Raw genomic sequence first — 26,334 nt, 5'->3', positions numbered from 1 at the left:
AAACAACCGTTAAAAGTCGGCGACGGGTTCACACACGTATGGCTGGAACTATCCAGGCGCTCGTCCCTGGCGGGCAGGCCACGCCGGGCCCGCCGCTCGGTCCCGAACTGGGGCCGACGCCGGTGGACGTGCAGGCCGTCGTAGAGGAGATCAACGAACAGACCGCCGCGTTCGACGGAATGGAGGTGCCGGTTACCGTCGAGTACGAGGACGACGGCTCGTTCACGATCGACGTCGGCGTCCCGCCGACCGCAGAGCTGATCAAAGACGAGGCGGGCTTCGAGACCGGCTCCGGCGAGCCGCAGTCCGACTTCGTCGCGGACCTCTCGATCGAACAGGTCAAAAAGATCGCCGAGCAGAAGCAGTCGGACCTGCTGTCGTACGACCTGAAAAACGCCGCCAAGGAGATCGGCGGCACCTGCGTCACCCTCGGTGTCACCATCGAGGGGGAGGACGCCCGCACCTTCGACGACCGCGTCGACGCCGGCGAGTACGACGACGTTCTCGCCGAGTAGACCGGCTACTCGTCCGACAGGGAGGTGGGCTGTTCCCACGCCCCGCGTCCGGAAACGGTGCGCTGGGGGAACGGGATCGTGATGTCCTCCGCGTCGAACCGCTTTTTCACGTTCGTGGCGAACTCGCCACGGGTCCTGACGAAGTCGGATCGGGACGGGTTCGCGATCCACACGCGGGCCTGGAGCCCGACCGCCGAGTCTGCAAGCTCCGTGAGCCGAACGGAGGGGGCCGGCTCTTCCAGGATGTCCGGATGGTCGGAGGCTTCCTCGAGGATGAGCTCCGTCGCGTGATCGATGTCGTCCTCGTAGTCGATGCCGAACACGAACTTGAGACGGAGCGTCTCCTTCGCGACGGGGTTTTTGATCACGTTGTCGGTCAGCTCCGAGTTGGGGACGGTGAGCAGCTCGTTGTCGAACGTCCGGACGCGGGTCACCCGAAACGAGATGTCCTCGACGACGCCGTCGTTGTCCCCCCAGATGATCCAGTCGCCGATCTTGAACGGCTTGTCAGTGAAGATGAACACGCCCGCCACGAAGTTCCGGATGACGTTTTGCAACGCGAAGCCGACAGCGAGGGTGGCTGCGGCGGCGATCGTGGCCAGCGACTGCAGAAAGTTACCGTAGCCCGCAAACCCGAACGCGACGCTGATCCCGACGAACAGGACGACGATCGAGACGATCTTGCTCAACGGACTTCTGGCGTGTGGTTCCAGCTCCCGGCGTTCGAACAGCCGTTCGAAAAGCGGGCTGACGACCGTCTTGTCCAGGACGTAAAAGGCGAACAGGACGACCAGAAACACCCCTGCACTGGTGAGCGTCCCCGCGAGATCCTCGCCGACGTACTCCGCGAGCACGTTCTGGAGCGGTTCGATCTGCAACGGCACCGCCGGTTCCGTCGCAATCACCGGCTCGAACAGCGCGTCCGCTCCGACTGCGGTCACCGCAACCGAACAGCTCATCAGTGATACACCGCCGTGTTGCCGCGGGTCTCGATCAGTTCGGCGTCGACGGCGGCTGCGAGCTCTTCTGCGAGCTGTTCGGTGGTCGTCCCGCCGCGGGCCGCCCTGAGGAACTTCACCTTCACTAGCTTCCTGTCTTCGAGTTGGTCGGCGAGTTCGTCCACGACAGCGTCGATACCGCTTTTCCCGACCCAGACGGTCACGTCGAGATCGTGTGCTTCCTTCCGGAGTTCTCGGTCGCTCATGGAACGGTCGTCGGGCCGTGGCGGTTTGAAACTTGAGAATCCGGTCGACTACGGCGAGTTTTCCCGTCCCGGTTCGGCGGCCCCCGTCAGTACGTGCACGTACCGGTCGAGGGATCGATGGACCGGACGGCAAAACACGGCATCGACCTCCCAGCCGGCGGAGATCGCGGCCTCGCGCCACGATCGATCCGCGACGAGGACGGTTCGGCCGTCCGAACGACAGACGCGTTTCGCCTCCGCGAGTGCCCCCTCGACGAGTTCGGCGAGTTCGTGGCGGGCGATCTTCGACTGCCTGCCGTACGGGGCGTCGAAGACGACCGCATCGACGGTGTCGGTGTCGGTCTGGGTGCCGGTCTGGGTGCCGGTGTCGTCGGAATCACACAGTGGCAGCGCCGTCGCGTCACCCCGGACGACGCCGAACTCGACCGAGGTGGTCGACGACGCGGAATCCGAAAGATACGATTCGAGGTTCCGCTTCGTGCCGCGAACCATCTTCTCCTGGACGTCCACCCCCAGCACGCGAGCCCCCACGAGTCCGCCTTCGATCAGCAATCCGCCGGTTCCACACATCGGGTCCACCACGAACCGTCCGGGGCCCGCGCCGGCGACGTTGACGTACGCCCGGGCGTCGATCGGGGCCATACTCCCCGGCTGGAAGAACGGCCTGTCAGTCGGCTTCCGTTCGGTGAAGTCCCGCGTCGATTCGGCCGCCAGCCAGCCGACGAGACAGACGTCGAGTGAATCCCCGACGACGTCGGGGACCCGCCCGAGCGCGATTTCGTCGGCCTCGACCTCCCCCGACGAAAAGAGGACGTAAAGCACGTGATCCGGCTCCTCGAGATCGACGGCGAACCCGCGGTCGACGAGCACGCTCCCCAGCTCCCGCTGTGCCCGCTGTGTGGAGATCCCGGAGGATCCCCTCACGTCGCGGGCACGCACCGCGACCGTTCCCTCGCGTTCGATCGGTGCCGCCCGCAACAGCGCCCGGGCGCTCTCGACGTCGGCGTCCGTCCGTCCGAGCAACTCGATCGCGCGTCGGGTGTACGCGAGCGTTTCGACGCGGTCGGTTATCGATCCGGCGGTCGCCAACCCCGGCGCCACCAGCTCGACCCCGGCGGCGGCGCTTTTCGCCTCGTACACCGCGAAGGCGTCCTGTTCTCCGGCGAGTTCCAGCCCGTACACGTGCCTCGCTCTGTCACGCGACCGCAAGAGCATGGCGGTTTTCCCGACGGTCGAACCGGCGACCCAGCGGGGGAGAACGTCGATTTCGGCTGCCGGGACGAGTAACCAATCTTTTTAAAGCTTAAATACTACGGTTTAAGTGACGAATGACCAATCCCAAGGATACGATCAACATTGAGAACGTCGTCGCCTCCACGGGCATCGGCCAGGAGCTCGACCTCCAGAGCGTCGCCATGGACCTCGAGGGCGCCGACTACGACCCCGAACAGTTCCCCGGGCTGGTCTACCGGACACAGAATCCCAAGTCGGCCGCGCTGATCTTCCGGTCGGGGAAGATCGTCTGTACGGGAGCGAAGTCGACTGCGGACGTCCACGAGAGCCTCAACATCGTCTTCGACAAGCTCCGCGAACTGGAAATCCCCGTCGACGAGGAGCCCGAAATCACCGTCCAGAACATCGTCACGAGCGCCGATCTGGGGACGAGCCTCAACCTCAACGCGATCGCGATCGGACTCGGGCTCGAGAACATCGAGTACGAGCCCGAACAGTTCCCGGGACTGGTCTATCGCCTCGAGGAGCCCGAAGTCGTTGCGCTGCTTTTCGGCTCCGGCAAACTCGTGATAACCGGCGGCAAGGAGCCTGCCGACGCCGAGGCCGCGGTCGACGTCATTACCGAACGACTCGAGGAACTCGGCCTGCTCGGCTGAGCGTCGTCGCCCTCGATGGTCCCTCTCGGTTATGTCGTCCAGACCGGCGTTTCTCCGCTCGCGGTTGCCGGTACCTTCGGACTGCTGGCGGCGTTTCTTTCCCTTACTGCGTTCCTGGCTGCCAGAAACGTTCTCGGCGACGTCTCAGTTATAAAAGCACTGGGTGTCGGGCCGTTCCCTGCGGCCGTCGCCGTCGTCTCCGGGGCGCTCGACCTCCCTTCCCTCCCGGCGATCGCCGTCGCGCTCCTGCTCGACGGCGCGGCGATTCACTACCTGTACGGGGAGTCAGCGAGGCTCTCCGCGTACATCACCCTCATCCACGTCGTGGTAACGATCCTGCTCGGAACCGTCCTGTTCGGCCTGTTGATCCTTCTCGGGACGTTTCCCGGCTGAACGGAACGGCTGTGGGGGTCGATCCGTCGCCTCACTCGACGAGCCGTTCGATTTCTGTAACGAGGATGTCGCTCGCGCCGACCGCTTTGAGGTCTGTAATCACCTCGAACACGCGCCGTTCGTCGACGACGGCGTGGACGGCAACCTGACCGGATTCGTCTTCCCCGTTCTCGCCGGCGATGTCCATCACCGTCGGGCCGCCCATTCCGGGGATGACGTCTTTGACCTCCTTGAGCCGACTTGTGGGGGCGTTCATCATCAGATATCGCTTCCCTTCGGCGGCGACGACCGACTCGAACGCGGTTGCGATCTGCGTTACCTTCGGATCGTCGAGGACGTCCTCCCTCGCGAACAGCCGGACGGAACTCTCGAGGACCTCCGCGATCACGGCGAGTCGGTTCACCTGCAGGGTCGTCCCGGTGGAGGTGATGTCGACGATCGCGTCGGCCATCTCGACGTGCGGGGTGAGCTCCGTTGCGCCTGTCACCTCGACGATGTCGGGAGAGAGGCCCCGCGACTCGAAGAACGACCGGGTGACGTTCGGAAACTCGGTGGCGACGGTGCGTCCGTCGACGTCGTCGACGTCGGTGATGTCGCCCTCTTCGGGGGCGGCAAGCACCAGCCGACAGCGTCCGTAGCCCAGATCGACCAGATCGACGAGTGCGGGCCTGTCGCCGTCCCCGCCCCGGGCGCCAGCCCGGGAGCTGTCGTCGACGGCCTCCACTACTGGCCCAGATTCGTGGGCCTGATCGAGGCCGGTAACACCCAGGTCTGCGGCCCCGTCACGGACGTACTCGGGGATGTCCGCCGCCCGGGCGAACAGTACCGTCACCTCGGGATCGACCGTGTGCGCGTACAGCTGTCGGTCGGCCGTTCGTTCGACGTGGAGCCCCGCCCGCTCCAGCAGTTCCATCGTCGGCTCGTGTAGGCGGCCCTTGTTGGGCACCGCGATGCGCATACCGATACCACTCGGAGCGAGCAGGAAACCTTTTCGCGTCGGCCTCGCCGATCTCGACACGGTCTGTGCACGCTACGGCGACCGGTCGCCGAGCTGTGATCGCAGCGTCGCGGCGTCCTTGTTCCCGGCGCCGGTGTTCAACAGGACGACGGTGTCGTCGTCTCCGAACTCTCCCCGATTTGCCAGCTCGAACGCCCCGCTCGCGGCGGCGGCACAGGTCGCCCCGATCTCGACACCCTCCGTCCGGGCGACCTCGATTGCCGCCTCGAGGATCTCCGCGTCGTCTGTCGACACTGCACCGCCGTCGCTTTCGCGGATCGCAGCCAGGATCTGTCGGCTCGCGCCGGGATCGGGGATCGCGATCCCGTTACAGACCGTGTCCACATCCTCGACTAGTTCGTGTTCCTCGCGCCCGGCTTCGTACGCGTCGACGAGCGGGGCGCAGCCGCTCGCCTGGGCAGCGTACAGCGGCGGCAGATCGTCGATCCAGCCGAGGTCGCGAAGCTCTCTGGCGGCCTTGTGCATACCGACGAGTCCGACGCCACCTCCGGTCGGGTAGACGACCGCGTCCGGACGTTCCCAGTCGAGCTCCTCGAGGATTTCGAGCGCCATCGTCTTTTTCCCCTCGTGGCGGTACGGCGTCACGAACGTCTTCGTCGAGTACCAGTTATCTTCGTCCATCGCTGCCGCGTACGCCTCCCCTGCGTCGCCGATCTCTGAGTCTCCATCGATCGGATCGGCGACGTGCAGCTTCCCGCCGTGAATCTCCACCATCGCCTTCTGGACGAATCCGGCCCGCTCCGGGAGGAACACGTGTGCGTCCATCCCCGCACGGGCGGCGTAGGCGGCCGCCGCCTGACCGGCGTTGCCCGCCGAGTTGAGCGCGATCGCGTCGGCGCCGTGCTCGCGCGCGGCGGTCACCGCGAGCGACTGGCCGCGGTCCTTGAACGTTCCCGTCGGGTTCTGCCCCTCGTCTTTTATCAGCACCCGACCGACGCCCATCGCGTCCGCGAGGGAGGGACACTCGACAAGCGGCGTCGTTCCCTCGCCCAGGCTGACTGCGGTCTCGGGTGGAAACGGGAGTAGCTCCGCGTACCGATACATCGAATCATCCCGCCGGTCGGAAAGCGTGTCGGGCGCGAGTTCGACCGCCTCGAGGTCGTACCGAGGGTCGAGGATCCCATCGCATTCGGGGCAGCGGTGGGTCGTGGTTTCGGGATCGAACTGCGTCCCACAGTCGAGACACACGAGGCCGACGAACGCGTCGGTCGTTCGCATGGACGAACCGTTTTGCCGGGCGCGTAATGAGCTGTGGGAGCCGGCAACCGACTCCCCTATCGCTCACCGTCGGTTCGGTCGGTACCCCGCGTCGACGAGTACGCGTCGCGGATATTCGATCAGTCGAGGAGAACGGCGTTGACCTGCCCGGTCTGTCCGGGACGGGAGGTGACCCGGGCACGTCCCTCGCTGGTCTGGATGATCGCGCCCTTCGTGATGATGTTCCGGCGAACGTAGTTGACGTTGGACGGGTTCTCGACGACGTCCTCGATTTCGGCGGTAACCGTTTCGCCGTCCGACGTCGCGACCTGCGCGACGTCCGTCGACAGCGCGCGGACCTTCATCCCGGTTCCCCGGGAGTCGATGTACTGGAGACGCTGTTCCCCGACGGTCGTTTCGGCGGGTTCGCGGCCGAGCTGGTAGCGCTTCTTGTTTCGGAACGTCTTGAGTCGTCCGCCCGTGCGTTTCCGCTTCGAGCGTCCCTGATCTTTCATATCCGCGTGAACGGCGAGCGGCTACTTGAACCTCTCGAAGCGGAATCGCCGAGGACCCGATCACTGGAGATACGATGGCTCCTCGGCGTCGCAGTTCTCCTCGTGTTTTTCGGCGTCCGCACGCTCGTCGAACAGCAGGCCACACTTCTCGCATTGATACCACGTCATGTCGTCGCGCTGTGTGGTGGTGACCATTACACGATGGTTCGTCGTCGGGGGCCAAAACAATTCGCCCTGTCGACCGGTCGGCCGTCGGTTGAGCCTCGGCGGCGATTCCGTCACTCCCCGGGGGCGCCCGTGACGATCTCGACGCCCGAGGAGGCACCGATCCGTTCGGCCCCTGCCTCGAGCATCTCAAGCGCCCTGTCGTAGGTTCCGATCCCTCCGCTTGCCTTCACCGGAAGGTACTCCGAAAGCAGCTCGACGTCCGCGAGTGTCGCTCCCCCTTCCGCGAACCCCGTCGCGGTTTTTACCATCGCTGCGTCGGCGTCCCGAACGGCGTCTGCTGCGCGGTGTTTCTCCGCGTCGGTGAGCAGCGGCGCTTCGATTATCACCTTTACAGGAACCGGGACGGCGGCGACGACTTCCGCAATGTCGTTTTTGACCGCTTCCAGGTGTCCGGACTTCAGACGGCCCACGTTCGCCACGAGATCCAGCTCGTCGGCCCCGTCCTTCCAGGCGCGGACGGCCTCCTCCCGTTTCACGTCCGTCACGTGGTGACCGTGGGGAAACCCGATCACCGTTGCGAGGGTCACCGACGGAGCGATTTCCTGGGCCTCCGGAACGTAACTCGGCGGAACGCAGGCGTTCATCCCGTACTCCTCGGCTTCTGCGAGGACGCGCTCGACGTCGTCGACGGTGGTCGTCGGGCCCAGTACCGTGTGATCGACTTTCGGGGCGAGTTCCGTTCGGTCCATACGTGGGGCATCGACTCGACGGGTGAAAGACGTATGGATCGACCAGAGAGAGGCAGTACTCCCGCATGACTCCCTCGCGTCGCCGCCGTTGTCGATCGAGAACGCAACGTTTTCGGGGCGACCACACAGCTACACGGGTATGCAGCCGGTCGTGATCGCGACGATCCATTCGACGACGTATCCGGGACAGTTGCTGCTCCCGGAGGGGTTCACGTTGCCCCCGCTCCCGTATCTGGTCGGGCTCGTGGTTGCACTCGGGTTGGTCGGCTACGGGCTGTACGTTCGACGCCCCGCCGTCGAGGCGGCCGTCGTGGTGGCGTTTGCGCCGTGGATGGCCGTCGGGTCGGCGCTGCACGTGCTGTACGTCCTCGGCACCCTCCCGCCGGCGATCGCGCCGCTTGCGGGAACGCCCTCCGTGTATCTCTCGGTCGGTGCGATAGCTGGCGGCTTCTGGCTCGTGGGCGTCGAACTGGATCGTTCGGGCGTCGCGTTCGGTGGCGGTAACGCGGTGGTTCCGATCGTCATCGGAGCGTCCGGATTCGCCGCGCTCCTCGCGGCCGCCGGCGCAACCCTCGCCGTCGGCGCCGCGGCCGGAACGCTACAGCCGGTCTGGCCGGCGATTGCCGCACTCTTGACGCTCCCGGTGACTGCCGTCGCCTGGCTCGTACTGGTTCGGATCGCCCCCGGCGCGAAACGCTCCGGCGCGGTCGGCGTGCTGGTGGTGTTCGGTCACGCGCTCGATGGGGTCTCGACGGCCATCGGCGTCGACGTGCTCGGGTTCGGCGAGCGGACGCCGCTGTCACAGCTGATCCTCGAGGTCGGTGCGGCGCTCCCCACGGCGTCGCTTATCGGCTCCGGCTGGCTGTTCGTACTCGTGAAACTGGCCGTCGCCGGGCTGGTCGTCGCTCTCTTCGACGACTTCGTACGGGAGTCGCCTGCGGAGGCGTCCCTCCTGTTGGGCCTCGTCGCCGCCGTCGGCCTGGGGCCTGGAGTACACAACCTCCTGCTTTTCGCCGTCGCCGGCGTTTGATCCGGTCACGGCTCCGGTGACGTTCACACTTTGTCTTCGAAAACGCGCTCGTCCCGCAGCGCCCGGAGGACGTCCTGTCTGGCCACGATCCCGACGAGCTTGCCGTCCTCGCCGACCACCGGGAGCCGGTTGATGTCCCGCTGATCGTCCGCGAGGAGGTCGACGATCTCGGCAAGCTCCGTCCCGGGACCGACCGTGATCACCTCCTCCGTCATCACTGCAGAGACCGGCTTGTCCGCGTTTCGCAGGAGGTCGACGCCGAGGTCTATCTCGTCCCAGGAGACGTCGACCGCGTACGTCAGCATGTCGACGAACGGCGGAAAGCCCACCGGAATCCACAGCGTCCGATCCTTGGTCTGAAAAAGGCTTACGAGGTCCGTCTGCGTGACGATTCCCACGACGACGCCGTCGTCGTCGACGACGGGGAACCCGTTGAAACTCGCTTTCGCCAGCCGGCCGAGCACGTCGGCGACGTCGTCGTCCGGCGAGACCGTCTGCACGTCGGTCGTCATGAGATCGCGAGCGTACATACCCGACCCGAGGCGCGGCGGGGACGTAGGCCTTCCGGGAGGCAAACCGCTTTGTGGTTCCCGACGCCATCTGCGTGTATGCGACCCAATCTGGCCCAGCTCGACGCACACCTTTCGGCGGAGGACGCCCACGCCTATCTCATCGAGGCCGACAGCGACGACGCGAACCAGCTGTATCTCTCCGGATTCGACGCCTCCGACCCGTTCGTGACGACCTACGTCGCGGACAAAAGCGAAACGCAGCTTCTGGTCTCTGGACTTGAGTACGGCCGAGCAAAAAAGGAGTCCCGCGCCGGTCGAGTGTTTCGACACGCCGACTTCGGCTTCGAGTACGGCGATCGGGAGGCACGGTACGACATGTACGTCTCGTTCCTCTCCCGGGTCGCGGACGCCGAGGCGTCCGAACTCACGGTTGCGGTTCCGTCATCGTTCCCGCTCGGCTCGGCCGAACAGCTCCGGGAGCGTGGCGTCGAACTCGTCGTGGACGACGACGACACGATCGGCGGGATGCGGGCAGTCAAAACCGACGAGGAGATAGACCACGTCCGGGACGCACAGCGGGCCAACGAGGCGGCCATGCGGACTGCCGAGGGGCTGATCGCGGCGGCCGACGTCGACGAAACCGGGACGCTGGTCTCGGAGGGCGAACCACTCACGAGCGAAGAGGTCAGATCCGAGATCGAGATCACTCTGCTGCGTCACGGCTGTTCGCTCGACGAGACGATCGTCGCCTGCGGGAGCGGGGCCGCCGACCCACACGACCGCGGCTCCGGGCCGCTTTCGGCGGGCGAACCGATCATCGTCGACATCTTCCCGAAGTCGAAGGCGACGGGGTACCACTCGGACATGACTCGCACGTTCTCGAAAGGCCAGCCGTCAGAGACGATCCGGGAGTGGTACGATCTCACGCGGGAGGCACTCGAAGCCGCACTGGACGCGGTCGAACCGGGTGCGACCGGCGCGGAGGTCCACGGGGCGGCCTGCGAGGTGTACGAAACCGCAGGCGAGCCGACGCTCCGTTCGGATCCCGAGACGGAAACCGGATTCATCCACTCGACGGGTCACGGCGTCGGGCTCGACGTCCACGAGTCGCCGTCCCTGTCGCCCAGCGGAGGCGAACTCGAGGCCGGCCACGTGATCACGGTCGAACCTGGGCTGTACGACCCCGCACACGGGGGCGTCCGGATCGAGGACATCGTCGTCGTCACCGAGGACGGCTACGAGAACTTGACAGAGTATCCGATCGAACTCGTCGTCGAGTGATCGGTCACGTATTGATCCTCGGGTAAGCGGCCACTGAGCGCCCCGGATATCACAACACCCACAACAGGGGCCGGTTTCGCAAACCGCTTCTACTGGGGTATCCAAAGGCGCCTGTGCGCTGGCGATACGGCTACACCGTTCTCGCGCTGTGTACGCTCGCGTTCGCAGCCACGATGGTCGCCAGACTTGCGATCAGTCCGGTCGTACCGATCGTGCGTGCGGATCTCGGGCTGTCGAACACGCTCGTGGGGGTGGCGCTGTCGGGAATGTGGGCTGCCTACGCGCTCTCGCAGTTCCCCAGCGGCGTATTCGGCGACAAGTTCGGGGAGCGGCGGGTCATTCTGGCGGCCGTCGGGTTGACTGCGGTCGCCAGCCTGCTTTTGGCGCTGTCGCCCAATGCCGTTGCGTTCACACTGTTTGCAATCGTGCTCGGTGCCGGTGCGGGGCTGCATTATTCCGTCGCGACGACGTTTATCACGAAGCAGTTCGACGACATCGGTCGCGCGATCGGCGTCCACGTCTCCGGAGGTCCAGTGGCGGGGCTTCTGGCACCACCGGTCGCCGCGGCCCTGGGTGCCCGGTACGGCTGGCGCGTCGCACTCCTTTTGGGTGCCGCCGTCGCACTCCCCGTGTTCGTCGTGTTCTGGTGGCGCATCGAGCCCTCGCCGCCGGAACGCCCGGAACAACCGGTTCGCGAACGGTTCGAACTCGGTCCCGTCGTGGAACTGCTCCGTCGCCCGGAGATCGCCTACACGACGCTTCTTGCAGTGCTCGGCGCCTTTACCTGGCAGGCGACAGCCTCGTTTCTCCCGGCGTTCTTCGAGGGCCATCACGGACTGTCGCCGGCGATGGCGAGCCTCTTTTTCTCGGCGTACTTCCTGATCCACGGTGCGACACAGCCGCTCACTGGCGCACTGTCTGATCGCTTCGATCGCGATTCTGCGGCGACGCTCACCATGGCGCTGGGCGTGTTCGGATTTTCGCTCCTGGTCGTGAGCGACTCGGCAGTCGCCTGGATGGGCGCCGTGCTGCTGGTCGGTGTGGCGATGTCGTGGGGAGCGCCGGTGCAGTCGCGGTTCATGGATCATCTGAGCCGGGACGAACGGGGGGCTGGGTTCGGGCTGGTTCGGACTGTCTACATGATCCTCGGGGCGTCCGGTTCGGTCGTCGTCGGACTGCTCGCTGACCTGGCCGGGTGGGACGTCGCGTTCGGGTTGCTCGCGGGCGTGATGGCGGTCGGTCTTCTGGCGTTGCTTGTAAACCGGCTCTTCAAACTCGGCGTGTGAGCCGTCACTCTCGTGGGAAAATTTCGCCGACCTCGTACGACAGGAGAACACCGTCGTCGAGCCGATCGACGCCGACGAGATCGAGTTCGGGAAACGCCTCGATGAACCCGTCCCCGTCAGCGAGCGTCGGGGCGTTCCGGCCGCCGATCACGAACGAGCCGACGTACACGGACAGTTCGTCGACCAGACCAGCCTCGAAAAGCGAGTAGACCAGTTCGCCGCCACCCTCGACCATCAGCCGGTCGATTCCCTCCGCCGACAGCGCCTCGAAGGCCGTCGGGAGATCGACCCGGCCGTCGTCGGTGCCCGCAACCAGAACGGTCGCGCCTGCCCCCCGGAGCGCCTCGAGACGGTCCCCGGGAGCGCCCTCGCCGACGAGTACGTAGACGGTCGCTTCCCCGTCGAACAGCTCCGCGTCCGGCGGCGTTCGTGCCCGGGTATCGACGACGACCCGAGCGGGATGGGCCGGACGTCCGTTCTGGAGCCGGGTGACTCGCCGCTGCTCCTCCTTGACGCCGAGGTTCGGATCGTCGGCGAGCACGGTCCCGACGCCAACCGCGATCGCATCGGCTGCAGCCCGGAGCCGATCTACGCGATCAAAGTCCTCGGGACCGGAGATCGGCAGCTGTTCGCGACGGCGCGTCGAGAGCTTCCCGTCGACGCTCGTTGCCGCGTTGACGACGACGTCCATACCGGTTTCTGGCGAGGGTCCCTTGAAAAGGCGACGGAAGTTCTCGGACAGCGTTTTGTGACCGCAACCGGTAGTCCCTCGCGTGAAACGGACGATCCGAACAGTTCTGTGGAACGACGACGAACGTCGCGCCCGAACGCCCTGGCGGCTGCTCGCTTCGAGTTTCGTGTTCGTTGTTTTCACACTGCTTTTCGGGATCGCGGCGGTCGCGGTCGCGGGGGCTGCCGGAATCGATCCGACCGCGTTCGACGAGTTCACCATCCTCGCAATCGGCTCGCTGCTTTCGGTCCCCGCGACGGCGGCGGCACTGTGGGTCGGGGCGCGATACGTCGACCGTCGGGTGCCCAGCGATTACGGGCTCCGGATCGATCGCGAGTGGTGGGTGGATCTCGGGTTCGGACTCGTTCTCGGAGCCGGGCTCCAGTCCGGGATCGCCCTCGTCGGCCTGCTCGCCGGCTGGTACGCGGTGGACGGAGTGTTCGTCGCCGACGGGTCCATCCTCGCCGGGGTGGTGCTCGCACTTGTGCTGTTCGTCTCGGTGGGCGTCGTCGAGGAACTGCTCGCGCGAGGGTGGCTACTCACCAACCTCGCGGAGGGGCTGAGGGCCCTCGGAACGCGTGCTGCGGTCGGGTTCGCTGTGGTGGTCTCATCGGGGATTTTCGGCGTCGCTCACCTCGCGAACCCGGGTGCCTCTGTCGCTTCGGCGGTGGTCATCTCGCTTGCCGGCGTCCTCCTTGCGCTGGGATACGTCCTCACGGGAGAGCTCGGGATCCCGATCGGGATCCACGTTACCTGGAACTTCTTTCAGGGACCGGTGTTCGGACTCGGGGTCAGCGGCCTCGAGCTACCCGTCGCGGTGGTCGCGCTCGATCCGGTCGGTCCCGACTGGGTAACCGGCGGCGGGTTCGGGCCCGAGGCCGGACTGCTCGGGTTCCTCGCCGTCGTCGCGGGGATCGCGGCGACCGTTCTGTGGGTTCGACGTCGCAAAGAAACAGTGGATGTCCACGAGTCGATCGTCGAACCCGGCCTCCGGCACGCCGCCGAAGACTGATCGCCCGAGCCCGGGTTCTGACTCGCTCACGCCTCCACGATGTCGGCTTTGAGCTGTTCGACCGTTTCCTCGTCGAGTTCGAGTTCCGGATGCGCGGCCTCGACGTGTTCGGCCGCCTGTTCCATTACTGTGTCCTCGCTGTCTCCCTGACAAACACCGTCACAGCCGTCGACTGGGCAGTCGAGTCGGAGTGTCATTGCGTCTTTTCGTACAGTCGGACGTGTCAAAGGTGTAGCTCGCTCGCCAGCCACCGGTGTTGTACGCGATAGTTTTAAGTTCGGTTACTCTTCCCAGAACTTCCGGAACTGCGAGGGGAGAAACTCCGGTTTCATCCCGACGAACTCCCGTCGTTCTGTTTCCGGGAAGAAGTCGTGAACGGAGTGGATCGCCCCGGATACGTACCGGTTGCCGACGACGATCCGGACGCCACGCTCCTCGGGGCCGCGGATCACGCGACCCAGCGCCTGGCGAACCTGGCGGACCGCCGGGATCGTGAGCGCGTACTCGAAGGCGTTCCCCTCGCCGAACCGGGCGCTGTAGGCACGCTCGACTGCCTGCACCCGGGGGGAACCGATGTTCACGAGCGGAACCCCGAACACTGCACACGTGTGCAGGTCGTCTCCCTCGTAGTCGACACCCTCCGTGAGCGTCCCGCGAGTGCTCGTGACGAGCACCGACGAGTCGCCGCCGACGAACTCCCGTTTCAGCTCCCGGGTCTTCTCGTGGCCCGTAGACTGATCCAGCAACACCTGTTTGTCGATCTCCTCTTCGAGCCGCCCTGCAGCCCACGCCGCCTCGGCGTAGTTGGGCCAGCAGAGCATCACGTTGCCGTGGCTCTCTGCGATCAGGCGGGCGACGTAGGCGTATCGCTCCCGGGTCGCGTTCCGGTTGTCGATTCTGGGTTCGCCACGGTTTCGCTTCGTGAACGGTTCGACGTCGACGATCCAGCTCGCGCGGTTGGTCTCGGGAAACGGTAGCTCGTAAGTTCGCGAGGAAACCGTCCGCGGCGGGTCACCGTCGCGTTCGAGCGCCTCGAGCCCGGACACCTCCTCGAAGATCGAAAGCGGCGCAAGCGTCGCGCTCATCAGCACGCCGCCGCCGAACTCCTCGAAGACGCCCTTGATCCGGTCGGAGGGCATGCAGTTGTACATGACTAGCGAGGCGTTGTACTCCCGCTGCCAGGGTCTCTCCACGTTGCGACGGTCGAAGTCGGTGCGTTCCAGTTCGATCTCCCTGAAATACTCCGTGTGGTCCCGCTCCCACCACTGTCCGAACAGGGCGCCGACAGCTGTACAGACGGTCTCCCGGTCGATCCCGGACGCCTCCAGCGCGTTCTCGACTGCGGCGCCGACGGCGCTCAGCCGTCGGAAGGCGCCACCGTCGTAGCCGCTCGTTTCGGCCCAGCGGGTGAACTCGTCGGGTTCGGGTTCGGCCGGGTTTCGAAGCTCGATTTCGAGCGTTTCGTCGGGAAGCGATTCCCACGCGAATCCGGCTGCGTAGCCGTCGAACCGATCCCGGAGTTCCTCGTCGACTCGTCGTTCGAGCCACTCCAGGACTTCGCCGTAAAACTCTCTGGCCTCGTCGACGTGTTCGATTTCGACGTCGTTGTAAGCGAGATGCTCCTCGATCGTTTCGGCGCCGCGGCCGGTCTGTCGAACGCGTTCCAGCAGTACGCCGAGGTCCCGTCGCGCCTGTTTGATCGTCGCGTAGCCGACCGTGTCGGTGAGCAGCCCCCGAACGCGTCCCTCGAGACGGTGAGCCTCGTCGAGGATCACCAGGGTCCGCTCGTCGACCACGGGATCGACGATCGCCCGGCTTGCCGAGTCGAACAGGTGGTTGTAGTTCCCGATCACGACGTCGGCGTTGTCTACGAGCACCATCATCGCCCGGTGGGGACAGACGCCGGCACCGACCGAGTCGGGGAGGAACTCCTCGCTGGTGACGACACCGCAGTCCCCCGAGTCGAACGTCACCGGCGAGCCCTTGTCACGGGCATACCAGTCGGCTTCGAACGGGCAGTAGAGGCGCCCGTCCCCAGAGTCGAGCAGTTCCGAGGGTGTTGCCGGCTGCGTTGGCGGGTACGGCGCCGATCGGCCGGCAGTCCGCAACGGGGAACTGCTGGCGTCGGGGTCCAGCTGTGTGGCGTCGACGAGTGCCCTCGCCTTCGCCGGATCCCACCACTGCTCGTCCTCGCCCGACGGCCGCGAGTCACGCCCGTCTCCAGTGGAGACGTATCGCTCGTTCACTTCGAGGCGACTGTCTTCGGAGACGAGTTCCGCGGTCGTCTCCCGGAGCGTCTCACACCGGTCCTGGACGCTTTTTCCCTCCGGGAACGATCCCTCCCGGCCGTACGGACAGAGATCTCGCTTCCCGACGAGGGCAACCCCGGCGAGGGGTTCTTCGAGAGTTTCGTTCATCGTTCGGAGGTCCTCGACGAACTGTCGGCGCTGCTGTTTCACGGGTGTCGCAACGATCGCGTTCTCGTACTGGTCGGTCTCCCGAATCAGATATCCCGCGGCAGTGAGCGCCGCCATCGTTTTTCCTGTTCCACAGGGCCCCTCCATGGCCAGGAACCCCGACTCTTCTGCGGCCGAGATGATCCGTTCGATTGCGTCAGCCTGGTTGGCGTACGGCGAGTCGAAGCCGAAGTACGGCGACCACTCGGGGGACGAACTGTCGGAGGCAGACTGGGAACGATCGGACACGGGCTATCGGTGGATACACACGGGGGAACAAAACCGTTGTCAACTTCCCTCCGGTCGGTCTCCGATCACTTCTTCCCGGTACGGGATCGTTCAGCCGTCCCGTTCCGTGAGGTCTGCCTCGGGTTCGACTTCCGAGACGGCGTCGGTGGGATCCACGACGGTGGTGTTTCCGTTCCGATCCCCGGTCGATACGAGAAGTTCTCGGGTTTCCTCCGGGGACAGCGAGTCGTCTGCGGACTTCACCAGGGCAGCGGTGCCTGCCACGTACGGTGCCGCCGCGGACGTTCCGATCACTTCGCCCCCGGCCGTTTCGACGGTTCCTGGCCCGGCGATCATCGAGTCGTGTCGGGAACTGTCTGCCCGCAGCAGTTCGTCGCGAGTCGCTGCACCGACCGCGAGGACGGACCCGGTCGAGGCGGGTTCGAGGACGCTCTCGTGTGGATCCCTGTGGCTCAAGGGTTGGTGGAGCGAAAACAGTCGGAGCTGTTCGGGCGGGGCGACTTCTTCGGGCGTTCGAACTGCCGCGTAATACGAGCCCTCCGGAACTGTCGCGTCGATGCCCACTGCACCGTCTGTGTCGGTGTCGCTGGCGACGACGACGTCGCGGGCGTCGGACCGGTGTTTGAACAGGTACAGTTCGAACGGGTGGTCCGACTCCCAGTAGAGCCGCAACGACACCGATCCGTCTATCGCCCCCTCGCCGATCTGGTTCGCCTCGGTCGCCCGATCGAACGGGATCCACCCCGACCCCTCGACCGTCCCGGCCCAGTGTTTGTTGCCGTAGTTCCCCGCGGAAGTGACGAACAGGACGTCCTGCTGGGACGTGTACTCGGCGGCCCAGCCGAATACGGCCGCTGTCCCCCTGTCGGTCGGGGCGTAGCTTCCCGCATCGAGTATCACGTCGACGTCGGCGTCCACGAGCCACGCGATCGCACTCCTGTAGGTGTGGCTTTCCGGAGACTCGCCGACCTCAGCGAGATACAGTTCGGCGTCCGGTGCCGAACCGGAGACGACGCTTGCAACCTGTGTACCGTGATCGCTCGTGGAATCTCGTGTCAGCTGTGTTCCCGAATCGTGGAGCCTCGCCCGGTCGGCGACGCCCTGTCCCAGGTTGCCGTAGGAACCGAACGAGGAACCGACGATCCCGATCTTGACTCCTTCGCCAGTTATGCCACGGTCGTGCACCGCCTGGATGTCCTCGTCGGGATCGGCGGCAGCGAGGCCGACCGCGTCGGTTCCGTCGACGACGTCGGTGCGAGTGTACTCTGCGGGCGGTACTGCAAGCACCGCGACCAGTACGATCGCCGATACCACCACCACGCGAACCGTCGGTCGGAGCGTCCGATCGTCCAGACGATCACAGCGATCTCCCGACATTCGGCTCACCTCCAGAGGCGGAACGCGAGCAAGACGCCGAGAACGACGAGGCCGCCCGCAAAGAAGGCGACTCCCGGCGGGAGGAATCCGAACACGGGCTCTGCGGCCGTTACGCTGTCGCCGACCCGCGGGAGCGACTCGGGCGTGGTTTCATCGAGCACGGCAGTCGCAAACCACCATTGCACGAGCACGCTACCGACCAACAGGGCGATCACAGCTCCGGCGAGATCCTCAATCGAATCCAGGAGACTCGAGGAGTCTCCCACACACACCACCAGGGCGTCGTCGCTGGGAGCGTACACCTTCATCTCCCGTCCCTTGCTCGAGTATCGGGTGTCCGCTACGTACACCAGATCCGCCTCCTGGAGGTTCGAGAGGTGGTGTTTGACGTTCTGGAGGGACGTGTCGATCCGGTCGGATAGCTCGGAAGCGGTGGACGGCTCCTCGTGAAGCGACGCAAACAGTTCCCGGGCAGTCTCCGAACTGAGCGAGCCGAGGAGCCGATCCGTGTCGGCGTCCTCGAGTTGAACGACCCGGAGCCCGCGCTCCTCGTCGACCAACTCCGGGTCGGAGTCCGTCGGCAACAGCCCGGACATGTATTCTCCTATGTCCGGGAAGACAAAATAGTTCTGTTACATGTCGGCATGGAACAGGAGCGTGAACAAGCGTCTAAGGTGATCCGGACGTCCGGGACGATCGGAGAGAAATGTGCTTAAAAGACACATTACAATACAATACTCACTCTTATACTCCTCGATCCCATATCCACCGTTATGAGCGATATGGACGGGAACGCCGACGACGAACTCGCAGAGATTCGACAGCGGAAACGGCAGCGACTTCGCGAGAAAGTCGAACAGGGGACACTCGGCGAGGATGCCTCGGACGGGGCAGACGGCGCCGATTCGAGTGGGGCGGACCGACAGGAGGGATCGCCTGCACCCGACGAGCCGATCGAACTGGACGACCCCGGACGGTTCGATTCCGTCGTCTCCCAGTACGACACCGTTCTCGTCGACTTCCACGCCGAATGGTGCGGTCCCTGCAAGATGATGGAGCCGGCGGTGAAATCTGTCGCACGCGATACGGACGCCGCAGTGTTGAAGGTCGACATCGACAGACACCAGGGACTCGCGGGCAAGTTCGGTGTCCGGAGCGTTCCGACGCTCGTGTTGTTCCGCGACGGGGAACCCGCACAGCGGGTGATGGGTGCCCAGTCCGAAGCGGCGCTCAAGCGCCTGGTCTCGAGGTAACTGACGCCATTGTTTTTATAACTCCGGAGTTACTTCTCCGGAGACAGCAGCTATAATTTTCTGGACGGTGACGGTTCGCGTATGATTACGAGCCAGCGGATGGCGGCCGTCGATGCGAACGCCGAGGCGCTGGGCGTCCCGCGAAAACAGTTGATGGAGTCCAGCGGGAACGCGATTGCACGCGTCGTTCGGCAGCTCGCCGACCCTGGTGACGCGGTGGCGGTCGTGTGCGGTCGGGGCAACAACGGCGGCGACGCGCTGGTCGCCGCACGATTTCTCGAGAGGTACGAGATGACGGTCCACCTGCTGGGCCGCCCCGAAACGATCACCACCGAGATCACCCGTGAGAACTGGGAGGCCATCGTGGCGGCCGAACTGGACGCGACCGTCGTCCGGGACAGCCGGACGTTCGATCCCGGCGAGCCAGATCTGGTCGTCGACGCGATCCTCGGGACCGGGGCCACGGGTGCGCTCAGGGAACCGGAACGAAGCGTCGTCGACCACCTCGGGGATCTCGATGCACCCATACTCTCAGTCGACGTTCCGACGGGGATCGACCCGGACACGGGGGACCGTCTCGGCGGGGGCGACGGGATCGCAATCGACGCTGATCACGTCGTCACGTTCCACGACCGAAAGCCCGGACTCGAGTCGCTCGATGCCGACGTAACGGTCGCCGACATCGGTATCCCACGGGCGGCCGAGCTGTTCACTGGTCCAGGAGACCTGCTCCAACTCGATCGTCGGCCGGACTCTCACAAAGGCGAGAACGGCGAAGTCCTCGTCGTTGGCGGAGGACCATACACCGGTGCACCGACGCTCGCAGCGTCGGCGGCGTTACGTGCAGGGGCGGACCTCGTTCGGGTCGCCTGTCCCGAACTCGTCGCACGCGAGGTTCAGGCGTTCTCGCCGGATCTCATCGTCCGGCCGTTCTCGGGCGAGACGCTTGCGCCGGCTCACGTCGAGCAGATCGCACAACTCGCCGCCGATCACGACGCGGTCGTGTTCGGCCCGGGACTCGGGGACGCCGAGGCGACGCTCGAGGCAGTTCATGCATTTCTCGACCAGTTCGAGGGACGGGCAGTGATCGACGCCGACGTACTGGAGGTCGTTCCGGACGTCGACACCGACGCGACGCTCGTCTGTACCCCCCATCAGGGGGAGTTGCGCGGAATGGGTGGCCCGGGAGCCGACGACTGGGAAACGAGGGCGGATCTCGTCTCGGAGTTCGCGGCGGAACTCGGCCACGTTCTGCTGGTAAAAGGGCAATACGACGTCGTTACGGACGGAGAGAACGTCCGGATCAACCGAACCGGAAATCCTGGCATGACCGTTGGCGGTACCGGAGACGTACTCGCGGGCGCCGTCGGCGCGTTGCTTTCGGTCCTTCCGCCGTTCGAGGCGGGTGCAGTCGGCGCGTTCGCCAACGGGCGGGCGGGCGATAGCGCTTACGACGACGCGGGGAACGGACTGGTCGCGACGGACTTAATCGATCGGCTCCCGGAGGCACTACGTACGGATGAGTGAGGACCTGACCCACACCGACGACGAGGGGAACGTGCAGATGGTCGACGTCGGCGACAAGCCCGACACTGCACGACGGGCGGTCGCCCGTGGCGAGATCCACCTGCAGCCGTCGACGATTCAGTCGATCCGCGAAGACGACATCGGGAAAGGAAATGTTCTCGCGACCGCGCGCGTGGGCGCGGTGCAGGCCGTCAAACACACCTGGGAGACGATTCCGATGTGCCACCAGATCCCCATCTCGAACGTGGACACCGACTTCGATCTCGGAGACGACCAGATCACTCTGGAAGTCGCCGTCGAAACAACCGGAAAGACGGGCTGTGAGATGGAAGCACTCGAAGGTGTGACGACCGGGTTGAACGTGATCTGGGACATGGTGAAAGCCGCCGAGAAAGACGCGGACGGCCAGTATCCGGAGACGGCAATCGACAACGTCCGAGTGGTCGAAAAACGGAAACGCCGCATTCAGTAGCTGTTTGCAGTCGGCTGATTCCGGCACCTGTTCAATGGAACCGCTGTCGATAGCCGGGTATCACTGTGGCCGATCACCGTAATACGATTCTACTCAAAAGTATTATTTCGCAACGACGACAACAGTTATTCGAATCACCGATGGCCGCCTTCTCTCGCCGAGCGTTCCTATCCGGACTCGGTCTCGCTGTCGGTTCCGCCACCGCCGGCTGTACATACGGTCAGTCTACGGGCGCAATAGGAGGCGTGGAGCTGACCGACATGGCCGAGAGAACGGTCCAGGTGCCCGCGGAGGTGGATCGCATCGTCGCCGTCGGACCGGGTGCACTCCGGTTGGTGTGCCACCTGGGCGTCGGCTCTGACGTCGTCGCCGTGGAGCACCAGGAACGCGCCACCGATAACTGGACACCGCCGTACAATATCGCATATCCCGAATTTCGCGAGCTGCCCACCGCCGGGCCACAGCACGGCGGCGACGCGGAGGCGATCGTGACGCAGGCTCCGGATCTGATCGTCGCATCCACGGATACACCGGACGGTAGTGCGCAACTGCAGTCCCAGACGGGCGTCCCGACTGTCTGGGTCGACCAGGGGAACTTCGGCGACGATCGCGAGTCGCTGTACACGGCCTGGAGAACGGTCGCTGAAGCGGTCGGTCGAACGGAACGTGCGGAGGAACTGGTCTCGTTCGTCGAATCCCGCCGCCAGGAACTTCAGGAACTGAGTAGTGACGCCGTCGGCCACCCGTCAACGTTCGTCGGCGCCGTAAGCCACCGCGGCGGTCAGGCGATGACGTCGACCGAAGTTCCGTTCCCGCCGTTCTCGATGGTCGGAGCGGAGTCGGTGGCTATCGAACTTGCGCCAAAAGCAGCCGAATCGACCGGTTCGACGGCGAAGCGGGACGTCGCATCCGAGAAGCTCCTGGAGTGGGATCCAGAAGTTGTATTCATCAACCGGGCGAACCTCTCGATTGTGCAAGACGGACTTCGCGGATCGGGACTAGATTCCCTCTCTGCAGTCCGTAACGGCGCTGTTTACGGCGTTCATCCCCATTACTACTACGATTACAATCCGTCGACCATGCTCGCTAACGCCTACTACATCGGAACGATCCTGTATCCCGCGGCGTTCGGCGATGTCGACCCGAAAACGGCAGCCGATCGAGTGTATCGGGGGTTCTTCGACCAGGACCTGTACGAAAGGATGGCTGACGCACACGGCCCGTACGGGGCGGTCGAACTGTAAGGAGTGCTATGTCATCGACGCCAGCACACGTCCGATACAAACGACGGAATCGGCGGAAGCGACTCGTCGGTGTCGGGTCGGTGGGGCTGCTGGTCCTCGCAACTGCGTGGTCTATCGCCGCCGGCGCCGCGGAGCTGTCCGTCGTCGACGTCCTGCAGATTCTCTCTGGCGAGGCGTCAGCGACCAACGAGACGATCGTCTGGCGGATCCGTCTCCCCCGGGTGCTTTCTGCAATCGCTGCTGGCCTCGGGTTGTCCGTCGCCGGGGCGGCAATGCAAAAGGTGTTGAACAACCCCCTCGGCTCCCCGTTTACACTCGGAATCTCGCAGGCGGCCGCCTTCGGCGCAGCCGTCGCTGTCGTCGTGCTATCGGGAACAGGGGTACTCGTCTCACAGTACGTGATTGCCGGCTCGGCGTTCCTGTTCTCGCTGATGTCGGCTGGCGCGATTCTCCTTCTGGTGGTGTACACCCGGGCGACCCCGGAGACGATGATCCTCACCGGGATCGCACTGGGGTCGATGTTCGCCGCAGGGACGTCGGCACTGCAGTACCTTGCAGATCCCTCTGACGTCTCTGCGATCGTGTTCTGGACGTTCGGTGACGTCGGACGGCCGGCGTATCTCGAACTGGGTGTGATGTCGTCGGTCGCCGCTGTGGCGACGGGGTATTTCGTGTACAACAGCTGGGACTACACGGCGCTCTCGGCGGGTGACGAAACGGCAGCCGGTCTCGGAGTCGACGTGAGACGGCTCAGAGTCAACGGGATGGTCGTCGCGTCGCTCGTGACCGCAACGATCACTGCCTTTGTGGGAATCATCAGCTTCGTCGGGCTCGTCGTTCCCCACATCGTGCGGAAGCTCGTGGGCGGCGACGACCGGTACGTGATCCCACTTTCCTGTGTCGTCGGTGGGCTATTGCTTTTGGTTTCTGACACGGTCGCCCGCACCGCTTTTGATCCAGTCGTGTTGCCGGTCGGTATTCTCACGGCGTTTCTCGGGGCACCGCTGTTCCTGTATCTGGTGATTAGAGGGAGGGAGTACTGGTGACCCGATCAGAACGCCTGGTCGATGTCGAAACCCTGCGTTTCGCGTACGACGACACGCCGGTTCTCAGCGGGATCGACCTCGCGATCGACGAGGCGGAACTTCTCGCGCTCGTCGGGCCGAACGGATCTGGCAAGAGTACGTTGCTCAAATGTCTCAACGGGATCCACGAGCCCGATGCGGGGGAAGTTTTCCTGGATGGAACAGCCATCTCCGAGCTGTCTCGGCCCGAGATCGCGCGTCGCGTGGGCTATGTCCCTCAGCGGGAGCGCGGGCGCTATCCAGCGACCGTTTTCGACACGGTGTTGCTCGGCCGGCGACCACACGCGAGTTGGCGACCTGTTGACGAGGACCTCCAACTCGTCACGCGACTGCTCGATCGGCTCGACCTCTCTGAGCTTTCGGACCGCCCCTTCGAAGGCTTAAGCGGCGGCCAACGCCAGAAAGTGACCATCGCGAGAGCGCTCGCCCAGCAGCCGCGATTGCTGGTGCTCGATGAACCAACCAGCGATCTGGACGTCAGACATCAGCTGGAAGTGCTCGAGGCGCTCCGGGAGGAACGCGACCGTGGCCGGGCAGTCGTAATGGCGATCCACGATCTGAACCTGGCGACGCGGTTCGCCGATCGGATCGCGATGCTCCACGACGGGAGGATTCACGCGATCGGTGGATCCGACGTCTTGACACCCGAGACGATCGAAGAGGTGTACGGCGTTCGTGCAGAGGTCGAACGGCGGAACGGACGGACGGTCGTACTGCCCGATGCACCGATCGCGACGACATCACACGACGCTGTGCACTGACGCTACCGCAATGACAGCACCGGGCGGCCGGCGTCCCGGATGATCCGCCTCGTCGTGCTCCCGAGCAGCCGGTCTGGCACTCCCTCGCGCCCTCGCGTCCCGACGGCGATCAGACCTGCGTCGACGCCGTCTGCGTATCCACACAGCTCTGACGCCGGCGCGCCCCGGAGAACCTGACCCGTGGTGGGAACGTTCACCTCCTTCGCGCTCGCGGTGATCTCCTCGACTACCGTCTCGCCACCCTCCCGGAGCAATCCCACGATACTCCGTGGAGCGTCCTCGAGGTCGTACACTGTCGAGTCGATCACGTACACCGCATGCAGTGTCGCACCGAAGCGTTCCGCAATCTGTAATGCGTGGTCTGCGGCACGTTCGGCCGCGTCGCTCCCGTCAGTCGCCACCACGATGTCCGAGAGTGGATCCGGCAACGAATGCTGAACCTCCTCGGTGTCCGGAACAGACACGACGGGCACATCCGCCAGAGTAACGACCCGCTCTGCCGTGCTGCCGAGTCGGCGATCGCCCGCCCCACGTGTTCCGAGCACACACAGATCGACGTCACGTTCGTGGGCGTGTGCGATGATTTCTTCGTACGGTCGGCCGCGTCTGATCTCCCGGTCGACGTCGAGACCCTCCGCACGCTTTTGAATCTCGGCAGTCACACGCCTGCCGGACTTCTCCGACCGATCGAGCAGCGTTCGCCCGTCCTCCGGATCGATCAGCCGATCGATCGACGTGTCGACGACGTACAGGAGGTCCACCGCCGCGTCCGTCGCCCTGGCGACTGAGAGACCGTATTCGACCGCGCGGGCGGCGCCAGTGCTTCCGTCGACCGCGATGAGCAGCCGGTCGTACATGGGTAATTCTTCGCGGAGAGGGATCAAGTACTCTTTCCCGTCACCCCCCAGATCGAAATTGGTAGGCAGTTGTAAAGGCCGCGTGGGCCGGCCCGTTGATTCTCTGACCGAAAGTGCCACCTCGGTCAGCACTGGCGACCCACGCGATCAGGACAGGCGAACCATGATCAATGGACGATCCCGGAGTGGAACAAACAGATTCAGGATTTCGGTGTTCAGATCATGGCAATAGAACTATCGTAACGATTCGTCAATCACGCCGCTTTATCCACCCTGAACCGTGTGTGGCACTACTCGGGAAAGTACATACTCGAAGGTCATTATCCATAAATCGCCTTTTCAGGGGTATAACCCCTTTTCGGAAATTGTTCCCCTCTACACAAAAGAAATAAGCATTCACTCGGTTCGCTATCGCCGGGGTTTCTTGTACCTTTGCAGAACACCCCACCCCGAGGTTTTCATATCGCAATATATGGTTTATGCAGTGTCGGATCCGCCGACGATCGAGTAGATATATGTCTCGTAGGTGTCACGAACCTGGTCGCCCCAGTTGTGTGTATACGTGTCGATAATGTCGCTGGCAACGTCCCCGCGGAGATACTTCACGATGCCGCGGTCGCCGGTCCGGTCGCGGAGGTGGGTGGTAAAGAAGTGCCGAAAGTAGTGGGGAGTGACGTTTTCCGCGGAGCCACCGCCGGTGTGATACCATCCCCACTCACGGGCGTGTTGTTCGACGATGTGCCTGACGGCGGCGGGGTCCAGTCGGGTTCCCCAGTCTTCACTCGTGGCGACGAACAGCGGTTCCGCCGCCGATCTCGCGTCGGGACGGACAGCCAGCCACCGGAGGAGGACGCCCCCGAGTTCCTCGTCGACCGGGATGATCGTCTCCCGCTGGCGCTTGTTCGAAGCTGTTCTGACTTCACCGTTGTACTGTTCGCCCACGGTCGGTTCCGTCGGTACGTACAGTGAATCCGGGTGCCCTGACAGCTGTGCTCTGGGGGAGACACCGTACTCGTCGACGACTTGCGTGTCGGAAAGCCAGAGGTCCCGAAGGTCGAGATTGCACAGTTCGCCGACCCGCATGCCAGTTTTCAAAAGGGTGACGACGACGGCGCGATGCAACGGATGGTCGATGTCCCCGAGGAAAGCGCGCATCTCGGGAATCGAAATTTCCCGTCGCTGGGGGTCTTTCTCGACGGTTTCGTCCATTTCTTCGACGACCAGCGCCATCGGGTTGGCGTCGAACGCTCCGACCTGGGTCATGTAGGCGTAAAAGCGGTGGAGATACGCCGCATACGTCGCAACGGTGCTTTCGCTCACCGATCCGCGCAGGGTGTGAATGTACGCCATACAATCCCGATACGACGCCTCGGCGGGATTCACCGGCCGTTCCTGGGGACTCTGTTCTGGATCGGCGAGAAACGCCTCGAACTCCCGGAGCACGCGTTCGTAAGCGTCCCGGGTGCGCTCCGTCTTGCCGTGGAAGGTGAGGTCCTCGAGGAAGTATGCGATGGGGTCTTCCGGATCCGCCTCGGTGGAATCGACGCTCATTGG

General features: G+C 64.6%; 29 protein-coding genes. 13 read left to right on the top strand and 16 right to left on the bottom strand.

Annotation, left to right across the window (positions count from 1 at the left end):
- The first annotated feature begins 38 nt into the window (after positions 1-38).
- Positions 39-515, top strand: a complete 477-nt coding sequence (locus AArcCO_RS08470) for a 50S ribosomal protein L11 (protein WP_259532987.1) — start codon at positions 39-41, stop codon at positions 513-515.
- Positions 516-520: 5 nt separating this feature from the next.
- Here the strand turns inward: AArcCO_RS08470 and AArcCO_RS08465 are convergent, their stop codons facing one another.
- The 3 genes from AArcCO_RS08465 to AArcCO_RS08455 form a co-directional block, all read right to left on the bottom strand.
- Positions 521-1,393: a mechanosensitive ion channel family protein gene (locus tag AArcCO_RS08465; RefSeq protein ID WP_345780886.1), complete on the bottom strand. Its 873-nt coding sequence runs from the start codon at positions 1,391-1,393 to the stop codon at positions 521-523.
- Positions 1,394-1,473: 80 nt separating this feature from the next.
- Entirely contained in the window at positions 1,474-1,719 is a 246-nt protein-coding gene (locus AArcCO_RS08460; RefSeq protein ID WP_259532985.1) for a YhbY family RNA-binding protein, read from the bottom strand.
- Between the two features lie 48 nt (positions 1,720-1,767).
- Positions 1,768-2,901, bottom strand: coding sequence for a class I SAM-dependent methyltransferase (locus tag AArcCO_RS08455; RefSeq protein WP_345780860.1), 1,134 nt, complete (start codon positions 2,899-2,901; stop codon positions 1,768-1,770).
- A 146-nt stretch (positions 2,902-3,047) separates the two neighbouring features.
- Here AArcCO_RS08455 and AArcCO_RS08450 point away from each other — a divergent pair, with 146 nt between their 5' ends.
- Positions 3,048-3,608, top strand: coding sequence for a TATA-box-binding protein (locus AArcCO_RS08450; protein WP_259532984.1), 561 nt, complete (start codon positions 3,048-3,050; stop codon positions 3,606-3,608).
- Between the two features lie 15 nt (positions 3,609-3,623).
- Positions 3,624-4,001: a DUF7473 family protein gene (locus AArcCO_RS08445; protein ID WP_259532983.1), complete on the top strand. Its 378-nt coding sequence runs from the start codon at positions 3,624-3,626 to the stop codon at positions 3,999-4,001.
- Positions 4,002-4,032: 31 nt separating this feature from the next.
- Here AArcCO_RS08445 and hisG read toward each other — a convergent pair whose 3' ends face one another.
- The 5 genes from hisG to deoC form a co-directional block, all read right to left on the bottom strand.
- Complete coding sequence (gene hisG / locus AArcCO_RS08440) at positions 4,033-4,959, bottom strand: ATP phosphoribosyltransferase (protein ID WP_259532982.1); 927 nt, start codon at positions 4,957-4,959, stop codon at positions 4,033-4,035.
- 72 nt (positions 4,960-5,031) lie between these two features.
- Positions 5,032-6,237: a threonine synthase gene (locus AArcCO_RS08435; RefSeq protein ID WP_259532981.1), complete on the bottom strand. Its 1,206-nt coding sequence runs from the start codon at positions 6,235-6,237 to the stop codon at positions 5,032-5,034.
- A 119-nt stretch (positions 6,238-6,356) separates the two neighbouring features.
- Entirely contained in the window at positions 6,357-6,731 is a 375-nt protein-coding gene (locus tag AArcCO_RS08430; protein WP_259532980.1) for a 30S ribosomal protein S8e, read from the bottom strand.
- A 60-nt stretch (positions 6,732-6,791) separates the two neighbouring features.
- Positions 6,792-6,926, bottom strand: coding sequence for a DUF7128 family protein (locus AArcCO_RS08425; protein WP_259532979.1), 135 nt, complete (start codon positions 6,924-6,926; stop codon positions 6,792-6,794).
- A gap of 83 nt (positions 6,927-7,009) precedes the next feature.
- A complete protein-coding gene (gene deoC / locus AArcCO_RS08420) occupies positions 7,010-7,648 on the bottom strand; it encodes a deoxyribose-phosphate aldolase (RefSeq protein WP_259532978.1) in 639 nt (212 codons plus the stop codon).
- A 139-nt stretch (positions 7,649-7,787) separates the two neighbouring features.
- On the opposite strand from deoC, the gene AArcCO_RS08415 reads away from it, so the two are divergent.
- The gene (locus tag AArcCO_RS08415) at positions 7,788-8,678 is read left to right on the top strand and encodes a DUF63 family protein (protein ID WP_259532977.1); all 891 of its coding nucleotides are present in this window, start codon (positions 7,788-7,790) and stop codon (positions 8,676-8,678) included.
- A gap of 23 nt (positions 8,679-8,701) precedes the next feature.
- Here AArcCO_RS08415 and AArcCO_RS08410 read toward each other — a convergent pair whose 3' ends face one another.
- Positions 8,702-9,208, bottom strand: coding sequence for a CBS domain-containing protein (locus AArcCO_RS08410; RefSeq protein ID WP_259532976.1), 507 nt, complete (start codon positions 9,206-9,208; stop codon positions 8,702-8,704).
- 78 nt (positions 9,209-9,286) lie between these two features.
- Here AArcCO_RS08410 and AArcCO_RS08405 point away from each other — a divergent pair, with 78 nt between their 5' ends.
- Positions 9,287-10,471, top strand: a complete 1,185-nt coding sequence (locus tag AArcCO_RS08405) for a M24 family metallopeptidase (RefSeq protein WP_259532975.1) — start codon at positions 9,287-9,289, stop codon at positions 10,469-10,471.
- A gap of 113 nt (positions 10,472-10,584) precedes the next feature.
- Complete coding sequence (locus tag AArcCO_RS08400; RefSeq protein ID WP_259532974.1) at positions 10,585-11,757, top strand: MFS transporter; 1,173 nt, start codon at positions 10,585-10,587, stop codon at positions 11,755-11,757.
- Positions 11,758-11,761: 4 nt separating this feature from the next.
- Here the strand turns inward: AArcCO_RS08400 and AArcCO_RS08395 are convergent, their stop codons facing one another.
- Positions 11,762-12,448, bottom strand: a complete 687-nt coding sequence (locus tag AArcCO_RS08395) for a 2,5-diamino-6-(ribosylamino)-4(3H)-pyrimidinone 5'-phosphate reductase (protein ID WP_259532973.1) — start codon at positions 12,446-12,448, stop codon at positions 11,762-11,764.
- 82 nt (positions 12,449-12,530) lie between these two features.
- On the opposite strand from AArcCO_RS08395, the gene AArcCO_RS08390 reads away from it, so the two are divergent.
- Positions 12,531-13,499, top strand: a complete 969-nt coding sequence (locus tag AArcCO_RS08390; protein WP_259532972.1) for a CPBP family intramembrane glutamic endopeptidase — start codon at positions 12,531-12,533, stop codon at positions 13,497-13,499.
- Positions 13,500-13,525: 26 nt separating this feature from the next.
- On the opposite strand, the gene AArcCO_RS08385 is transcribed toward AArcCO_RS08390, so the two are convergent.
- From AArcCO_RS08385 to AArcCO_RS08370, 4 genes are all read right to left on the bottom strand, one after another.
- Positions 13,526-13,696, bottom strand: a complete 171-nt coding sequence (locus tag AArcCO_RS08385) for a DUF1059 domain-containing protein (protein ID WP_259532971.1) — start codon at positions 13,694-13,696, stop codon at positions 13,526-13,528.
- A gap of 84 nt (positions 13,697-13,780) precedes the next feature.
- On the bottom strand, positions 13,781-16,204 hold the full coding sequence (locus AArcCO_RS08380) for an ATP-dependent DNA helicase (RefSeq protein WP_259532970.1): 2,424 nt from the start codon (positions 16,202-16,204) through the stop codon (positions 13,781-13,783).
- Between the two features lie 90 nt (positions 16,205-16,294).
- Positions 16,295-17,581 carry a S8 family serine peptidase gene (locus AArcCO_RS08375; protein WP_259532969.1) on the bottom strand — a complete coding sequence of 429 codons (1,287 nt, stop codon included), beginning with the start codon at positions 17,579-17,581 and terminating at the stop codon, positions 16,295-16,297.
- 5 nt (positions 17,582-17,586) lie between these two features.
- Positions 17,587-18,177, bottom strand: a complete 591-nt coding sequence (locus tag AArcCO_RS08370; protein WP_259532968.1) for an ArsR/SmtB family transcription factor — start codon at positions 18,175-18,177, stop codon at positions 17,587-17,589.
- 177 nt (positions 18,178-18,354) lie between these two features.
- Here AArcCO_RS08370 and trxA point away from each other — a divergent pair, with 177 nt between their 5' ends.
- The 6 genes from trxA to AArcCO_RS08340 all read left to right on the top strand — a co-directional run bounded on the left by trxA (position 18,355) and on the right by AArcCO_RS08340 (position 23,923).
- On the top strand, positions 18,355-18,834 hold the full coding sequence (gene trxA, locus AArcCO_RS08365; protein ID WP_259532967.1) for a thioredoxin: 480 nt from the start codon (positions 18,355-18,357) through the stop codon (positions 18,832-18,834).
- An 81-nt stretch (positions 18,835-18,915) separates the two neighbouring features.
- Positions 18,916-20,361 (top strand): NAD(P)H-hydrate dehydratase, encoded by a 1,446-nt coding sequence (locus AArcCO_RS08360; protein WP_259532966.1) that lies wholly within the window; start codon positions 18,916-18,918, stop codon positions 20,359-20,361.
- Positions 20,354-20,833, top strand: coding sequence for a cyclic pyranopterin monophosphate synthase MoaC (moaC, locus tag AArcCO_RS08355; protein ID WP_259532965.1), 480 nt, complete (start codon positions 20,354-20,356; stop codon positions 20,831-20,833). The genes AArcCO_RS08360 and moaC overlap by 8 nt, the downstream gene beginning before the upstream one ends.
- Positions 20,834-21,093: 260 nt before the next feature.
- Positions 21,094-22,077 (top strand): ABC transporter substrate-binding protein, encoded by a 984-nt coding sequence (locus AArcCO_RS08350; protein ID WP_259532964.1) that lies wholly within the window; start codon positions 21,094-21,096, stop codon positions 22,075-22,077.
- Positions 22,078-22,085: 8 nt separating this feature from the next.
- Positions 22,086-23,123: a FecCD family ABC transporter permease gene (locus tag AArcCO_RS08345; RefSeq protein WP_259532963.1), complete on the top strand. Its 1,038-nt coding sequence runs from the start codon at positions 22,086-22,088 to the stop codon at positions 23,121-23,123.
- Positions 23,120-23,923, top strand: a complete 804-nt coding sequence (locus AArcCO_RS08340) for an ABC transporter ATP-binding protein (protein WP_259532962.1) — start codon at positions 23,120-23,122, stop codon at positions 23,921-23,923. Before AArcCO_RS08345 ends, AArcCO_RS08340 begins: the two co-directional genes overlap by 4 nt.
- A gap of 2 nt (positions 23,924-23,925) precedes the next feature.
- Here AArcCO_RS08340 and AArcCO_RS08335 read toward each other — a convergent pair whose 3' ends face one another.
- Both AArcCO_RS08335 and AArcCO_RS08330 read right to left on the bottom strand, forming a co-directional pair.
- Positions 23,926-24,780 carry a universal stress protein gene (locus AArcCO_RS08335; RefSeq protein ID WP_259532961.1) on the bottom strand — a complete coding sequence of 285 codons (855 nt, stop codon included), beginning with the start codon at positions 24,778-24,780 and terminating at the stop codon, positions 23,926-23,928.
- Between the two features lie 477 nt (positions 24,781-25,257).
- Positions 25,258-26,331 (bottom strand): tyrosine-type recombinase/integrase, encoded by a 1,074-nt coding sequence (locus tag AArcCO_RS08330; RefSeq protein ID WP_259532960.1) that lies wholly within the window; start codon positions 26,329-26,331, stop codon positions 25,258-25,260.
- Between the last annotated feature and the right edge of the window lie 3 nt (positions 26,332-26,334).

This window comes from Halalkaliarchaeum sp. AArc-CO (assembly GCF_024972735.1).
Classification (GTDB): domain Archaea; phylum Halobacteriota; class Halobacteria; order Halobacteriales; family Haloferacaceae; genus Halalkaliarchaeum.
Note: the sequence above shows the minus strand (reverse complement) of the source record. Positions and strands in the feature narration are given on the sequence as shown.